This window comes from Prolixibacter sp. DSM 2831 (assembly GCF_056493735.1).
The window spans coordinates 4,794,302-4,810,955 of sequence record NZ_CM151379.1 but is presented as its reverse complement, the minus strand read 5'-3'; the positions used below and the strand labels follow the sequence as shown (position 1 = coordinate 4,810,955).

At 47.1% G+C, this 16,654-nt stretch carries 7 protein-coding genes, 2 tRNA genes and 3 rRNA genes; 8 read left to right on the top strand and 4 right to left on the bottom strand.

Annotated features, from left to right (window positions below; genetic code table 11):
- Window positions 1–41 precede the first annotated feature (41 nt).
- The 6 genes from AC060N_RS19875 (at window position 42) to rrf (ending at window position 6,910) form a co-directional block, all read left to right on the top strand.
- Window positions 42–851 carry a helix-turn-helix transcriptional regulator gene (locus AC060N_RS19875; RefSeq protein WP_463231111.1) on the top strand — a complete coding sequence of 270 codons (810 nt, stop codon included), beginning with the start codon at window positions 42–44 and terminating at the stop codon, window positions 849–851.
- Between the two features lie 755 nt (window positions 852–1,606).
- Window positions 1,607–3,128 (top strand): 16S ribosomal RNA (locus AC060N_RS19870).
- Window positions 3,129–3,269: 141 nt separating this feature from the next.
- Window positions 3,270–3,343: transfer RNA gene (locus AC060N_RS19865), tRNA-Ile, on the top strand.
- A gap of 77 nt (window positions 3,344–3,420) precedes the next feature.
- Window positions 3,421–3,494: transfer RNA gene (locus AC060N_RS19860), tRNA-Ala, on the top strand.
- Between the two features lie 199 nt (window positions 3,495–3,693).
- Window positions 3,694–6,576, top strand: a 23S ribosomal RNA gene (locus tag AC060N_RS19855).
- A gap of 223 nt (window positions 6,577–6,799) precedes the next feature.
- Window positions 6,800–6,910: ribosomal RNA gene (rrf, locus tag AC060N_RS19850) — 5S ribosomal RNA — on the top strand.
- The 16S, 23S and 5S rRNA genes sit together here with 2 tRNA genes alongside, the layout of an rRNA operon.
- A gap of 386 nt (window positions 6,911–7,296) precedes the next feature.
- Here the strand turns inward: rrf and AC060N_RS19845 are convergent.
- Together AC060N_RS19845 and AC060N_RS19840 are read right to left on the bottom strand one after the other, a co-directional pair.
- Window positions 7,297–10,077: a glycosyl hydrolase 2 galactose-binding domain-containing protein gene (locus tag AC060N_RS19845; protein WP_479525238.1), complete on the bottom strand. Its 2,781-nt coding sequence runs from the start codon at window positions 10,075–10,077 to the stop codon at window positions 7,297–7,299.
- A 219-nt stretch (window positions 10,078–10,296) separates the two neighbouring features.
- Window positions 10,297–10,929, bottom strand: a complete 633-nt coding sequence (locus tag AC060N_RS19840; RefSeq protein WP_479525237.1) for a hypothetical protein — start codon at window positions 10,927–10,929, stop codon at window positions 10,297–10,299.
- Between the two features lie 370 nt (window positions 10,930–11,299).
- Here AC060N_RS19840 and AC060N_RS19835 point away from each other — a divergent pair, with 370 nt between their 5' ends.
- Entirely contained in the window at window positions 11,300–12,010 is a 711-nt protein-coding gene (locus AC060N_RS19835; RefSeq protein ID WP_479525236.1) for a 2-phosphosulfolactate phosphatase, read from the top strand.
- A gap of 17 nt (window positions 12,011–12,027) precedes the next feature.
- Window positions 12,028–13,200, top strand: coding sequence for a MalY/PatB family protein (locus AC060N_RS19830; protein WP_479525235.1), 1,173 nt, complete (start codon window positions 12,028–12,030; stop codon window positions 13,198–13,200).
- Window positions 13,201–13,221: 21 nt separating this feature from the next.
- On the opposite strand, the gene AC060N_RS19825 is transcribed toward AC060N_RS19830, so the two are convergent.
- The gene (locus tag AC060N_RS19825) at window positions 13,222–14,205 is read right to left on the bottom strand and encodes a polyprenyl synthetase family protein (RefSeq protein ID WP_479525234.1); all 984 of its coding nucleotides are present in this window, start codon (window positions 14,203–14,205) and stop codon (window positions 13,222–13,224) included.
- Window positions 14,202–16,640, bottom strand: coding sequence for an efflux RND transporter permease subunit (locus AC060N_RS19820; protein WP_479525233.1), 2,439 nt, complete (start codon window positions 16,638–16,640; stop codon window positions 14,202–14,204). Before AC060N_RS19820 ends, AC060N_RS19825 begins: the two co-directional genes overlap by 4 nt.
- Window positions 16,641–16,654 lie beyond the last annotated feature (14 nt).

Below are 16,654 nucleotides of genomic sequence, written 5' to 3'. Positions count from 1 at the left end.
TCAGAAAAAGTTCTGCCTCTTTCAGGGAGATTTCAGATTATTTGAAACGAGAATCTCAGTTACAAGAATATAATTTTGATATCTCTGTTCGTACTTTTCAACGTGATTTGAATGATATTCGGACCATTTACGACATTGATATTACCTATGATTCTTCACGGAAGCAGTATTGCATTGAATGGGGGGGACCCAATGAGCTGCAGCAGCGTATCATGGAAGCCTTTGACACATTAAATGCGTTAAATCTGACGGATGAACTGGCTGATTTCATTCATTTTGAAAAGCGGAAGACAAAGGGCACCGAGAATCTTTACAGCTTGTTGCATGCCATTAAGAATTGTTTCCGGATCTCATTTTCTTACCAGAAGTTTTGGGAAGACGAACCCAGTGCGCGGCGAACAGAACCTTATGCTTTAAAGGAATTCAAAAATCGTTGGTACTTGCTTGCAAGAGATATTGACAAGGATGAACTCAGGATTTACGGGCTTGATCGCCTTTCTGAGCTTAGTGTGCAGAAGACCGGTTTTCAGGTTCCCGTTGATTTAGATGTTCAGGAATATTTTAGGAATTGTTTCGGCATCATCATAGGTGATAAGGCGGTGCCGGAAACAGTTATTCTGTCGTTCATCCCGGAGCAGGGGAAATATATCAAATCACTTCCACTGCACGAATCGCAGAATATTTTGGTTGATAATGACGACGAGCTGAGGGTTGAATTAAGACTTCATGTGACTTTCGATTTTGTTCAGGAGTTGCTTTCATTCGGAGAGCGGGTCAAGGTCATTCAGCCAGAAAGTCTGATTGAGGAAGTCGTCTCTTCGTATGAAAAGTCATTGAGTTTATACCGATAGAAGGTCGGTCGTTTTTGCATTTGATAACTTCCGATCAACGTTTGTTCGATAGGTATGGTGCGCGTACTTCTTGCTCCCGGGGCCTGGTCGCCCCCTCCGGACCAGCTACCCCGAAGCGAAATCATCATTCAAAATTGCTGTCTCCCCATTGCCTTGATTCCCCGTCTCCCTTTCGCCCACTCACCATGTTTATTCTCCTGTGATTGCTGTATATGATCTTTTTTTGAAATAACTTGGTCCACCTAATCAGGCAGTTGCGATTTTATGTCAAAAAAGAGTGGAAAAAGGTTTGGAGGGAAAGGAAAAAATACGCTTTCTTTGCATCCGCTTTCCGAAAGGGGAGCAGCGTTCAGTGGGAGGTTGAAAAGGGAAACAGGAAAGCCGGAATCGTTCGGTTTTTACCCGGGAAAATCACCCCGCAATTTTTTTTGAAAAAGTATTTGGAAAGTCGGGATAAAAGGTTTTATCTTTGCCGCCACGTTTGAAAAAACGGGCGTTGATTTTCGGGTACTGAGCCTAGAGAAAAAAGGCAAAAAAAGATTTGGAGATAACGCGAAAAGATTTCTATCTTTGCAACGCTTTTTTCGGCCCGTCCGACGGCAACCGAGGGTTGGGCAGGAGGAGCGAGAAGTAAGAGAAGAATACAAGTTCATTGAAAATATTGAAAAGGAAAGAAGATAAGCACCAGAAGTTCAATTTTCTTTTAGAGGAAAAACTGATCGTGCCAGGCAAATAGACATTTAAACTTTTTGATTACAACGAAGAGTTTGATCCTGGCTCAGGATGAACGCTAGCGGGAGGCTTAACACATGCAAGTCGAACGGTAACAGGTCCTTCGGGACGCTGACGAGTGGCGCACGGGTGAGTAACGCGTATGCAACCTGCCCTGTACAGGGGGATAGCCCGGAGAAATCCGGATTAATACCCCATGGTTTCCAACCTTCGCATGTTGGTTGGAATAAAGTTTCGGCGGTACAGGATGGGCATGCGTGGCATTAGCTAGTTGGTAAGGTAACGGCTTACCAAGGCGACGATGCCTAGGGGTTCTGAGAGGATGATCCCCCACACTGGGACTGAGACACGGCCCAGACTCCTACGGGAGGCAGCAGTGAGGAATATTGGTCAATGGGCGAGAGCCTGAACCAGCCATCCCGCGTGCAGGATGACGGCCCTACGGGTTGTAAACTGCTTTTATGTACCAAGAATGTGTTCTACGTGTAGGATTTTGACGGTAGTACATGAATAAGCATCGGCTAACTCCGTGCCAGCAGCCGCGGTAATACGGAGGATGCAAGCGTTATCCGGATTCATTGGGTTTAAAGGGTGCGTAGGCGGCTATATAAGTCAGTGGTGAAATGCTGCAGCTCAACTGTAGAACTGCCATTGAAACTGTATAGCTTGAGTGCGCCTGAGGTAGGCGGAATGAGTAGTGTAGCGGTGAAATGCTTAGATATTACTCAGAACACCGATTGCGAAGGCAGCTTACTAAAGCGTAACTGACGCTGATGCACGAAAGCGTGGGGAGCGAACAGGATTAGATACCCTGGTAGTCCACGCCGTAAACGATGATAACTCGCTGTTGGCGATACACAGTCAGCGGCTGAGCGAAAGCATTAAGTTATCCACCTGGGGAGTACGATCGCAAGGTTGAAACTCAAAGGAATTGACGGGGGCCCGCACAAGCGGAGGAACATGTGGTTTAATTCGATGATACGCGAGGAACCTTACCTGGGCTTAAATGTAGAATGACCGTTGCCGAAAGGTGACTTCCCTTCGGGGCGTTTTACAAGGTGCTGCATGGTTGTCGTCAGCTCGTGCCGTGAGGTGTCGGGTTAAGTCCCATAACGAGCGCAACCCTTATCGTCAGTTGCTAGCAGGTCATGCTGAGGACTCTGGCGAGACTGCCACCGTAAGGTGAGAGGAAGGTGGGGATGACGTCAAATCAGCACGGCCCTTATGTCCAGGGCTACACACGTGTTACAATGGTCGGTACAAAGGGCAGCTACCTGGCAACAGGATGCTAATCCCTAAAGCCGGTCTCAGTTCGGATTGGAGTCTGCAACCCGACTCCATGAAGCTGGATTCGCTAGTAATCGCGCATCAGCCATGGCGCGGTGAATACGTTCCCGGGCCTTGTACACACCGCCCGTCAAACCATGGAAGTTGGGGGTACCTGAAGTCTGCAACCGCAAGGAGCGGCCTAGGGTAAAACCAATGACTGGGGTTAAGTCGTAACAAGGTAGCCGTACCGGAAGGTGTGGCTGGAACACCTCCTTTCTGGAGCCGACACGAAAGGTTTCTGAGAGGAAATTAGAGCAGAAGGGTGTTTACTTCTTCCTTTTTAAAATAATACTGGAGCAAAGCGGATGGCTGTTAGCTTATGGCTTAAAGCTTGAAGCAAGCCTGATAAGTACTTACAGTCCCGTAGCTCAGCTGGTTAGAGCGCTACACTGATAATGTAGAGGTCCCCAGTTCAAGTCTGGGCGGGACTACACAGGCAATGAAAAATGAGCAGTGAACAATTAGCAATATTGTTCATTACACATTGTTCATTACTAATTGCACAGACGGGGGATTAGCTCAGTTGGCTAGAGCGCTTGATTTGCATTCAAGAGGTCATCGGTTCGACTCCGATATTCTCCACAAAGGGTGTAAACACCAGGAAAAGTTCATCAGGAAAACATATTGGAACACGAAGGATTAGGCTGGCGCCTGGAAGAGGAAAGGGTTCGATTCCCTGTAATCCACATATCCTGAAAGGGATGAAGTTCATTGACATGCTGGAAGAAAAACAACAGAGTTACAAGAGAAACGCCGAAGGATAAAACCTTCGAAAAGGCGAGAGAAAGTACGAAAGGGCGTACGGGGGATGCCTTGGCTCTCAGAGGCGACGAAGGACGTGATAAGCTGCGAAAAGTCGCGGGGAGGTGCAAATAACCGTTAATCCGTGAATATCCGAATGGGGCAACCCACCATATATAAGTATGGTATCCTGTTATGCAGGAAGCTAACCCGGAGAACTGAAACATCTAAGTACCCGGAGGAAAAGAAAACAAAAGTGATTCCCCCAGTAGTGGCGATCGAACGGGGAAGAGCCCAAACCGGAAGTGTTTCGGCACTTTCGGGGTTGTAGGACTGCGATATACGAAGTAAGACGAAACGGAAGTGTTCTGGAAAGTCACACCAAAGGAGGTGAAAGTCCTGTACGTGTAAGGCTTGCGGAGTTAGCAGTATCCTGAGTAGGGCGGGACACGTGAAATCCTGTCTGAATCTGCCAGGACCATCTGGTAAGGCTAAATACTACTGAGAGACCGATAGTGAACCAGTACCGTGAGGGAAAGGTGAAAAGCACCCCGAACAGGGGAGTGAAAAAGTACCTGAAACCGTACGCCTACAAGCGGTCGGAGCCCTTTAGGGGGTGACGGCGTGCCTTTTGCATAATGAGCCTACGAGTTACTCCTCACTGGCAAGGTTAAGTGGTTCAGCCACGGAGCCGAAGCGAAAGCGAGTCTGAATAGGGCGCCATAGTCAGTGGGGGTAGACGCGAAACCATGTGATCTACCCATGACCAGGTTGAAGTCCCGGTAACACGGGATGGAGGACCGAACCAGGGGACGTTGAAAAGTCCTTGGATGAGTTGTGGGTAGGGGTGAAAGGCCAATCAAACTTGGAAATAGCTCGTACTCCCCGAAATGCATTTAGGTGCAGCCTTGGTTACGAGTCTTGCAGAGGTAGAGCTACTGATTGGATGCGAGGGCTTCACCGCCTATCAACTCCAGACAAACTCCGAATGCTGCAAGATGCTCACCAGGAGTGAGGGCGCGGGTGCTAAGGTCCGTGTCCGAGAGGGAAAGAACCCGGACCATCAGCTAAGGTCCCCAAGTGTATGTTAAGTTGAACAAACGAGGTCTGATTGCTTAGACAGCTAGGATGTTGGCTTGGAAGCAGCCATTCATTTAAAGAGTGCGTAACAGCTCACTAGTCGAGCGGTCGGGCGTGGATAATAATCGGGCATTAAACATACCACCGAAGCTATGGATTGTAAATTTATTTACAGTGGTAGGGGAGCATTCCGGTCAGCGCCGAAGGTGTACCGTGAGGTATGCTGGAGCGTCCGGAAAAGCAAATGTAGGCATAAGTAACGATAAGGCAGGTGAGAAACCTGCCCGCCGATAGACTAAGGTTTCCTGATCAACGCTAATCGGATCAGGGTTAGTCGGGACCTAAGGCGAAGCCGAACGGCGAAGTCGATGGAAAATCGGTTAATATTCCGATACTACTCTTGACTGCGATGGGGTAACGAAGTGATGAAAGACCCGCGTACTGACGGAATAGTACGTTAAAGGGCGTAGCCGATGAACTGCGTAGGCAAATCCGCGCGGTGAGGTGAAACCCGACAGTACCGAGAGCCTTCGGGCAATCGGATAGTGGTCCTAAGGGCTTCCGAGAAAAACCTCTAAGCTTCAGGTCAAGAGAACCCGTACCGTAAACCGACACAGGTAGTCAAGGAGAGAATCCTGAGGCGCTCGAGTGATTCGTGGCTAAGGAACTAGGCAAAATGGCCCCGTAACTTCGGGAGAAGGGGCGCTGGCGCGAGCCAGCCGCAGTGAAAAGGCCCAGGCGACTGTTTATCAAAAACACAGGGCTATGCTAAATCGCAAGATGATGTATATGGCCTGACACCTGCCCGGTGCCGGAAGGTTAAGAGGGGATGTTATACTTCGGTAGAAGCATTGAATCGAAGCCCCGGTAAACGGCGGCCGTAACTATAACGGTCCTAAGGTAGCGAAATTCCTTGTCGGGTAAGTTCCGACCTGCACGAATGGTGCAACGATCTGGGTACTGTCTCGGCCACGAGCTCGGTGAAATTGTAGTAGCGGTGAAGATGCCGCTTACCCGCAACGGGACGGAAAGACCCCGTGAACCTTTACTGCAACTTCACATTGGTTCTGGGTAAGTGATGTGTAGGATAGGACGGAGACATTGAAGCGGGTTCGCCAGGATTCGTGGAGTCATCCTTGAAATACGTCCCTTTGCTTGCCTGGGGCCTAATCCAGGAATGGAGACAGTGTGTGGTGGGTAGTTTGACTGGGGTGGTCGCCTCCAAAAGAGTAACGGAGGCTTCTAAAGGTGCGCTCATGGCGATTGGTAACCGCCAGCAGAGCATAATGGTATAAGCGCGCTTGACTGTGAGACCTACAAGTCGATCAGGTAGGAAACTAGAGCATAGTGATCCGGTGGTTCCGTATGGAAGGGCCATCGCTCAAAGGATAAAAGGTACTCCGGGGATAACAGGCTGATCGCTCCCAAGAGCTCATATCGACGGAGCGGTTTGGCACCTCGATGTCGGCTCGTCACATCCTGGGGCTGGAGAAGGTCCCAAGGGTTGGGCTGTTCGCCCATTAAAGTGGCACGCGAGCTGGGTTCAGAACGTCGTGAGACAGTTCGGTCCCTATCTGTTGTGGGCGTAGGAGACTTGAGAGAGCCTGACGTTAGTACGAGAGGACCGCGTTGGACATACCTCTGGTTTACCAGTTGTTCCGCCAGGAGCACCGCTGGGTAGCCATGTGTGGAAGAGATAAGCGCTGAAAGCATCTAAGCGCGAAGCTCGCCTCAAGATGAGGTCTCCTTAGAGGGTCGTTGGAGACTACGACGTTGATAGGTCGCAGGTGTAAAGACGGTGACGTCAAAGCCGAGCGATACTAATTGCCCGAAACTTTCCTTGCCGGTTTTATAAATTGGTGTTTTTGTTGTAATGAAATTGTTTTCTTCCAGGGTTCATGTCAGTAATAGTAAGTTTTAAGTCGAAAGATTTAAGTTTTAAGAAAAGGGAGAACGCCGAAAAGCGAAGTCCGGCCCGACATCAAAGAGCATCTTAACACTTAACACCTAAAACTTAATCACTATTACAAAAAATATTGTATAGCTGAAAAGCAAAGCTGAAAACTTTAGGTGGCTACAGCGACGGGGTTCCACCTCTTCCCATTCCGAACAGAGAAGTTAAGCCCGTCAGCGCCGATGGTACTGCAGAGATGTGGGAGAGTAGGTCGCCGCTTATTTTATTAAAGCCCGGTTCCTTTATTGGAGTCGGGCTTTTTTATATCCGAAAGACAATAGACTTCAGATATTAGACACCAGATAAGAGACAAAAGACACCGGTCTTGATATTTAAGATATTGTATACTCTGAAGGGATTGATTAGTGAGTTCCGGTCCGACCGGGAATGGATTGGAGTGATTGTGTGTGTGAAGGTAGCCAGATGGCTGCCTTTTTTTGTGAGACGACACCAGGTGTCAGACGTCGTGTTGTTTTTTCATCCTCTACTACTTCCTTAATGCCCTTCGAACTTTCTTTTAGGAATTCTTCTGCGAAAGCAAACAAAAAAAGTGCGCCACCCGAAGGTAACGCACTTTACAAAAGTTATGCATGGTGTTAGTTAGTGAAACTATTTATTGGGGCGACATATTGGCTCCAAATTCCAGCCTTCGACGCGGAAACCTGATTTGTCAAGATTTTGAGCAGGTGTGCTAACCGTTACGGTTCTTGACTCTCCGGGTTTCAGTGTGAAATAACTTGACGACCACATGCTGGGCAATACTTCCTCGCCTTTATTCATCAGCATCGGACGGACAAAGAACGCCAGTTTATCGGATGGATTGCTCAGTTCAACTGTCCATTTTGTATGCGAGCCTTTCGTGGTTTTGTCAATAACCTTCAACTCAACTTGTGCTTTGTCCATCGCGTTCATCGAAGTAAAGTCGTCGTCAGGCGAAAGCCAGTAGGAATTGCGTGAAATTACTTTCCCATTTGCATCTTTCAATCGTAAAACAACGAACGAAACACCATCGGTTTTAGCCAATACTTTTGACAATGAGTATACTTTTTTGACGGACGCTGCATCCAGGCTTACTTTCTTCGATTCGTTGTGGATGAGTTTCGAATGAATATTGTACACATCGGCTTCGGCCACCAGGTTCTTTTCCGGGCTGTACGAGCGATTAACGACGGTCACATAGGCATTATCCTGGTCGTACTGTACATGGACAGGCTCGACGGCATTTTGCATGAAATAATAGCCTGCATTGGGCATCAGATACCAATCGTATACCTGCCAGATGACACTCGGCAAGGCTGCATTCAGTTTCCAGAGCATTACACCGCCATTGTCATCGAGTTTGCTTCCGGCTGCTTCGAAAATCCCCTGGTAACCCATAGCATTCATCAACTGCATCTTTTCCGAAAAGCCCTTCATTGATTTTGGCTCGCCGAAGCGTTTCACCATGTCCTTGTAATAGAGGTCATATTTTCCGTTTCCGGAAGCCGCATCGTGGTAACCCCAGGTATTGTTCAACGGGAACGGAAGCGTTTTATCCCAAACCAAATCAGGAATAATCTTCGGGAGAATATTGTACGGAGGTTGCGACGGAATACCGGTCTCGTCTTTAAAAACCCAGTCTTTGGCGTTGTTGGCCAGCTTGTAATATTGTTTCGGACTCTGCCATGCATACGGTCCGCCACTGTATACGCCTGATTGTTTATTATCGGGCCATGAAGCTTTCCAGTCAGCAGGCAGCTTGGCAAAGCCGGAAGAACTCGGAATAAACGGCCGTGTTCCGTCGAGTTTTATAATACTATCGCGCATGGCGTAGTAAAGCTCTTTACGCGCATGACCTTCGTTTCCGCCGGTCCACAGTAGCAAGCTTGGATGGTTCCGGATACGAAGAATCGTACTAGTCATGTTTTTAATGAAAACATTGCCTTGCAACGGCCAGTCAGGCGAACCTTTAAATTCACCCTGGGTATCTCCGGTTACCCAGAAGTCGGACCAAACCAGCAAACCATAGCGGTCGGCTGCGTTGAAGAACTGGTCGGGAGGCGTAATACCACCGCCCCAAATGCGCACCAGGTTGATGTTGGCATTCTGGCAAAGCCGAAGTTCGTTGTCATAACGCAAGGAATCGCGGTTCACCATCATGTCAGGAACCCACGCTCCACCAACGAGGTTGACACGTTTTCCATTCACATAAAAGTCACGACGCAGAAATTTGCCCTTCACTTCGGTGGCTTTCGAGCTCACTGTGCGAATTCCGAAAACAAAGGTGGTATCGTCGGAAACGGTATTCCCGGCAAGGTACTGCAAACGGATACGATAGAGATTAGGTGCACCGTGACCATTGGGCCACCACAAATGCGGATTGGTGATGTGCAGACTCGTTTCGTTTTCCGCATTGAGATCCACTTTCGTGGAAGAATTGGCACCCAGCGTAACATCTTTCGAAAATTCGATGGACGAACCAGTGAAGTTTTCAGGTGTGATGGTAACATTCAATTTCCCGTTTGCACCGGAATTACCATGATTCGCGAGATTCAGTTTTAGCGAAATATCAGCGACCGTTGTATCGGGAAGAGCAGGTAATGTCGTCACCAAATGCGGACGACTGATGGTTACGTTTCCTGAAGTTCTCAAATAAACCGGTTGCCAGATTCCCATGTTCCGATCGCGGGTTGGCGGCATCCAGTCCCAACCGACCGAACAAAGCATGGTCACATTTTTACCAATATCACCGGTTGGACCACCGTTGGCAAAGAACGGGCCCATGGCTTTCAGCTGTTCAGGTGCCGGCGTGCCGGGGAAATCGAGCGGATAAATTTTCACCGCCAGGTAGTTGTCAGCACCCGCTTTAATCTCTTTGCTGACATCAAGGCTATATTCGGCAAACATACCGGCCATATCAGTCGAATCGGCAATCTGTTTTCCGTTTACCCAAACCGCAGCCCGGTAGTTGATGCCTTTGAAGATCAACTGAAAATGTCGGCCGTTATCGCTGGCAGGTACTTTAAAAGAAGTACGGTACCAGTACGGCTTCTTCCAGGGATTGGGTTCATTCGGAAGAAAGCTGTATTGCTCCAGGTTGTACTCTTTATTGAAACTGTCGGATGCATCCGGAATGCGCATGTTGTTCATCCCCTGGTACGGATCGGGATAAACATTGTTGGCGACCAGCCCGGTGAGAACGGTTGAAGGAACTTTTACCGGAAACCAGTACACATTTTCCTGGTAAGAAGGAGTGGATAACGTTTCGCCCGAAGCGTCGATTACGGCCGACGACTGCAGTTGAAAATTGGTGATTTCTGTTTGCTTTACTACACCGTTTTGTGCCTGAACAGCGGGTGCCGCAAAGAGAAACAGAATCAGGAACAGAAATTGTGTTGCCTCTCTTTTCATTGTTTGGTTTTAATTAATTTATCTAATTGTATTTGTTTGCGGTCTCTCTTTTGGAATCGAACCAACCAAAAGTAGTGAAATAGTGTATTTTTTACAATTAGCTTAAAAAGATATGTCAATCAGACTGCAAGGAGAAGCAGAAACGTAGGAGTAAAAATTTAAGGGCATAAAAAAAGCGCCCTTCTGAAGGACGCTTTACTTTTTTGATGATGCAAAAATTTATTTATTCACCGTGTAGGTGTAATTGTTTTTGTCGCCAACGGTTAATACAACCTGATACTGACCCGGTTTAGCCGATTCGAAGTCGAAAATGCGACCCAGACTTACGTCTTTCCCGAGGTTTTCTTCGTGAAGCAGATTGTTCTTGTTGTCGTACAAATAAACTTCAACGTTGTCCTTGCTCAGGTTTAGGTAGGAAAGTTTGAGCATGTTGTTTTTAAACCTGAAAGTAGGAGCAACATCTTTGTTATCAGCAATCTGGTCATTCATATTGGCATGGCCATCAACTACGTTGAAAGACTGAACCAATGTTTTATTACCAGAGCGAACGCGCAGGTTGTAGTTACCATCATCCAGTTTCGAGAAATCGAATGCCTTGAAATACTGGCTTCCCGATACATTGTTTTTGGTATAATACACTACATTTCCCAAGTCATTCTCAATAGTGATACTCATTGGTTGCGTTCCGGGGTTGATAACCGAAACGATGGAGAGATCCGAATTATCTTTAGTATAAACTGAAGTCTTACCACTTGCCAATGCTTGGCCAATTGTAATAACCAGGAAGAACGCGCTCAAACTTACTACCATTAAATTCTTGCTCATCATTGTTTTAAAGTTTGTTGTCTTCATAGCTTCTTATTTTAAGAGGTTTTACACTGCAAATATAAACATGTTATACAACATATGTTGTAAAACATATATTACTGCTTTTTTAACTGTACGTGATCGGAAACGGGATTTGAGTCGAAATGTGATCTTAAATTGAAGAGGTTTTAGTGTTTGGTTTCATAACTGACAGTTATACAAGGTTATATGTGTGAAATTTGTATGATCTCGCAGTGGCTGTTTTATTCGTCTGACCTTAGTTGAATGAATTTTTTTCTTCAAAAACTCAACTTTGATAAAATTTTTAATAATTCCTTTCGGGAAAAACCCTCTATTTCCATTTATTTTGGATGTCATTGGATAACCGATGTTCCACTTCCAGAAATCATATTGAATGAATATTCGGATTCTGCAATTAATAGAAGGTGCGCAACAAGCCGATGGGCTGGTTGTAGTCATCGATGTATTCCGGGCGTTTTCAACCGCTTGTTATGCCATGGAGCGCGGAGCTTCACGAATCATCCCGGTAGGAGATATTGAAGAAGCATTTCGCTTAGCGGAAGAAATTCCCGATTCGGTATTGATGGGCGAACAGAACGAGCGTAAGATTGCCGGATTTGATTACGGGAATTCGCCCACGCATATTCTGGAAGCAGACCTGACAGGAAAAACCGTCATTCACCGGAGTAGTTCCGGCACCCAGGGAATTGTGAACGCGGTTTATGCCGACGAAATCATTACCGGTAGTTTTGTAAACGCTGCAGCAATAGTCCAATATATTAGATACCGATCGCCGGAAACAGTGAGCTTGGTTTGCATGGGATACGCCGGAGAACGGCCGTCGCAGGAAGACACTTTCCTGGCCGAACATATACGCGATCTCCTAACGGGAAAACCCACCCGCTTTGATGAGATGGTGGAAGAACTTCGTACAGGCGATGGTGCCCGTTTGCTCGATCCGGAGAACAGTGAATGGTCACCGTCCTCGGACTTCGATTTATGTCTTTCGCTCAATCGGTTCGATTTTATTTTGCGACTGGAGGAAGAGAATGGCATCCGCTATCTGAACCGGATCGATTCTGGTACGTTTGAGTTGAAGAAATAACCGTAAACCATAATCATATGCCCTATAATTTTGACGAAATAATTGAGCGAAGAGGAACCAATTGTATCAAATACGACCGGTTGGAACAGTTTTGCGGCAACGCGGAGGCGTTACCGATGTGGGTAGCCGATACCGATTTCCGGGTGCCCGATTTTATCATGGATGCCATTCGCGGGCGCGCCGAACATGAAGTGTTGGCATATTCTTTCCGGCCCGAAAGTTACCATCAGTCCATCATCGATTGGATGAAGAAACGGCACGATTGGGACATTCAACGCGAATGGATTTCATTTAGTCCGGGAGTGGTGCCGGCAGTTACCATGTTAATCATGGCGCTGACCAACGAGGATGAGAAAGTAATTGTGCAGCCGCCGGTTTATTTTCCTTTTTTCACTTGCGTGAAAGGCTCGGGCCGGAAGATGGTGGAGAACCCGTTGAAGTTGGAAAACGGCCGGTATTATTTCGATTTCGAGGATTTGAAAGCCAAGATTGACGATAAAACCAAAATGCTGTTGCTTTCCAGTCCGCACAATCCGGGCGGAATGGTTTGGACCAAAGAAGAGTTGACTGAGCTGGGCCGTATTTGCAAGGAAAAAGGAGTAATCATCGTTTCCGATGAAATTCATTCCGACCTGATTTACCCGGGACACAAACATGTTCCGTTGCCTTCCATTTCGGAAGGGTTGGCTGAAATTACGGTCGTTTGTATGGCGCCCAACAAAACGTTTAACATTGCAGGTTTATCTTCCGCATTCCTGGTCATTCCGCAAAAGAAAATGCGGGTGCGTTATGAACGGATGCTGAATGTACTGCATGTGCACGGGGGAAATATCTTTGGCACGGTTGCCACTGAAGCCGCTTACACACACGGAGAACAATGGCTGGGCGAATTGCTGGAATATCTTCAGGGCAACCTGAAATATTTGAATGAGTTCATGGCGGAGCATTTGCCTAAGGTCAAGGTAATGCAGCCGGAATCGACGTTCCTGGTGTGGATGGATTTTCGCGACTACGGTCTGAGCGAAAAAGAGATGAAAGATGTGCTGGTGAATAAAGCCGGCGTGGCCATGAATGTTGGGAGTACGTTTGGAACCGGTGGCGAAGGCTTTTTCAGGATGAATATCGGCTGTCCGCGTTCTACTTTAGAGGAAGGCCTGGAACGCATCGAAAAAGCGTTAAGAGTGCTTTAAAATAACATGTCGGGGATTGGACTAGCTAATCCTCGACATCACCTGTTCGGCCAAAGCAACTAAATCCTTTTTATTGGTCTCTTCCACTTCGAGTTGAGCCAAACACTTCAACGCTTTGTCATGGTAATGGAGCATGAGCTGCTGTGCTTCCTCACTTACTGCAGCTTCATTATATAACTGCGTAACCGCTTCAATTTTTTCCTCCGGAAGGAAAGACTCTCTGGTGATCCAGTTTTGCAACTGTTCCTTTTTCTCTCCCTGCAACTTTTCCTGTGCTTTGAGTAACAGGAATGTTTTCTTATTACTCAGAATATCGCCACCAATTTTCTTACCGAACACATTGGGATCACCGTACACATCGAGCCAATCGTCCTGCAACTGAAATGCCAGCCCAATGTTGATTCCGAAATCATATAACAGATTAGCCTGTTTTTTCGGTGCATTACCGATGATGGCTCCAAGTTTCAACGCACCGGCAATTAATACCGCGGTTTTCAACCGGATCATTTCGATGTATTCGTCCACGGTTACGTCCATCCGGCTCTCGAAATCCATGTCGTACTGCTGACCTTCGCAAACCTCGAGTGCGGTCCGCGAGAAAAGCTTTAGCAATTCCGGCAGTTTTTCACCAGGCGAATTCGCCAGGTAATCGTTGGCCAGAATCATCATGGCATCACCACTGAGAATGGCCGTATTGGGATTGAATTTCAGATGAACGGTCGGTTTCCCGCGGCGAACCGAGGCATTGTCCATCAAATCGTCGTGCAGCAGGGTGAAATTGTGGAACACTTCGATGGCAGTCGCGGCCGGCAGTGCTTCTTCTATATTTTCGGAAAAAAGATTGGCTCCCGTCAGAACCAATACCGGCCTGAGCCTTTTTCCGCCCATGTCGAGGGTATAGGAAACCGGTTTGTACAGACCCGCTGGTGTAGCGTTGTCAATTTTTTCCCGTTCTTTTTTCAGTTCCTGAAGAAAGCGGTCAAAGAGTTCCTGCTGGCTTTTCATTCATCAGTAGTTTTATCCTTTTCATCGGTTCCGGAGAGCAGATTGCCGTTTTTATCTCTGCCTTCGATTCGAAGTTCATCCTGTTCGATGTCTTCTTCCTCATCGAAAATTTCGAGGAAAGGTTCTTCGAAATACCGGGTTGTAGCACGACGCTGCAATCCAAGAAGCAAAGCCGGCAACAATATCAGGTTCGATATTAAGGCAACGAGTAAGGTCAACGATACCAGAATGCCCAGGGCAACTGTTCCGCCGAAACTCGACAGACTGAAGATACCGAATCCGAAGAAAAGTACAAACGAGGTATAAATCATGCTGAAGCCGGTTTCGCGCAAAGCGAGTACCACCGACTTGCCAATATTCCATTGGGTAAACCGAAGTTCCTGCCTGTATTTGGCCAGGAAGTGTATCGTATTGTCGACCGATATACCGAAAGCAATCGAGAATACCAGAATGGTTGAAGCCTTAATCGGGATACCTGTAAAGCCCATGATTCCGGCTGTGAAAAGTAGCGGAATTACGTTTGGAACCAGTGACAGGAATACCATCCGACGCGAGTTGAACATCAATGCCATGAAGGTGGCGATGAGTAAAACTGCCAAACCGAGACTCTGGAACAGACTCTTCACCAAGTACTGAGTTCCTTTCACAAATACCACCGAAGCACCTGTTACGGTTACATGGTATTTGTCGGCCGGGAATATCTTAGCAGCCTCTTTCCGGATACGGCTTAACAAGTCTTCCATTCGGGTAGTTCCCACGTCCTTCATGCGGAAACTGATGCGTGTTTCTTCCTTGGTGCTGTCGATAAACGATTTTAAATCGCCGATTTTGCCGTTCGATTTTCCCACGTAGGACAGAATGAACGACTGTTCGCGGTAGCTGGGCAACGAATAATATTTTTCTTTTCCGTTGTAAAAAGCCTGTTTGGCAAACTTCAAAACATTGACCAACGAAAGCGATGGCGACAAATCGCTGTACTTCGAGAGGGCCGTGCTGAATTCGTCAATTTTCTTCAGGTTGGATGTGCGCAAAACACCATTGGGACGTTCGGTATCGACAGTAATCTCCAACGGCATTAATCCGTCGAAATTCTTCTCGAAGAACTTCAAATCAAGGTAAATCGGGTCATTCTTCGGTAGATCGTCTACCATGTAGCCGGTGCTTTTCATCTGGGTAATTCCGACGATGCTCAGGAGAAGAATAATGCCAAATGTGACGTAAATACCTTTCCGATGATTTTGAGTGACCAAAACAAATTTGTCGATAATCTTCCCGATGAAATTATTATCGAGGTGGCGCATGTCCTTGTCGGCCGGCGGATCGAGGATGGTGAAAGCCGTTGGGATAATGATCAGCGAAGTCATGAAAACTGCCATGATGTTCACCGACGCAATCAAACCGAATTCCCGCAGAATGGAGCTACTGGTCACCAAAAATGTGGCAAAGCCCGAAGCGGTAGTCAGGTTGGTGAGGAACGTAGCGTTACCAATCTTCATGATGGTCCGCTGCAGCGCCTTGATTTTATTTCCGTGCCCTTTGTATTCGTTATGATATTTATTCACCAGGAAAATACAGTTGGGAACCCCAATCACAATGAGCAAAGGCGGAATCATTCCTGTGAGCAATGTAATCTTGTAGCCGAGTATGGCCATCAGTCCGAGCGTCCAGATAACGCCAATAAGCACGACCGTAACCGGAAGAATCACCGCTTTAAACGATCGGAAGAACGAGAACAGGATGATGATAACCACGGCCAGAGCAGCCAGGATAAACATCAAAAATTCACGCTTAATCTTTTGTGAGGTCACCACCCGGATGTAGGGCATCCCGGAATAGTGGACCTTAACGCCCGTATCGGCTTCGTACTGGTTGCCGACTTTCACAATCTGATTGACCATTTTTTCCCGTTTCGGCGTCGCCATCAAGGCTTTGCTCACGGTAATGGCCATCATGTAGGTATGGGTCTTTTCGTTGTATAACTGGCCTTTGTAAAAGGGCAGCGTATGCAGCGTTTCAACCAGCGTATCGAGTTGTTCCTGCGATTGTGCCCTTGACGGGAAAATGCTGTCGAACTTAAATTTGTGTGCTTTCCGGTCTTTGTAAATATCGTAAGCATTGGCTACCGACAGCATGCCTTCTACACCATCAATCTTTTTCAGTTCGGCAGCCATTTCATTCCACCGATTGAAATGGTCGATTTTGAAGAAGTTGGAATCCCGCACGCCGATGACAATCACATCGGAACCGGCACCAAATTTCTTAATGAAATCCTGATTTTCCTGATAGACCGTGTCCTTTTTAGGTAACAACGGAGCATATTCGTACGAAAGTTGAACCTGAGGTGCCTTAAATCCCATGTAAATGGTAATTCCCAGCAAAAGAACCGAGAGGGCAATCCGGTAAGATAAAATGAAGCGTGCTATTCTTCTCCACATAATAATAAAATGAA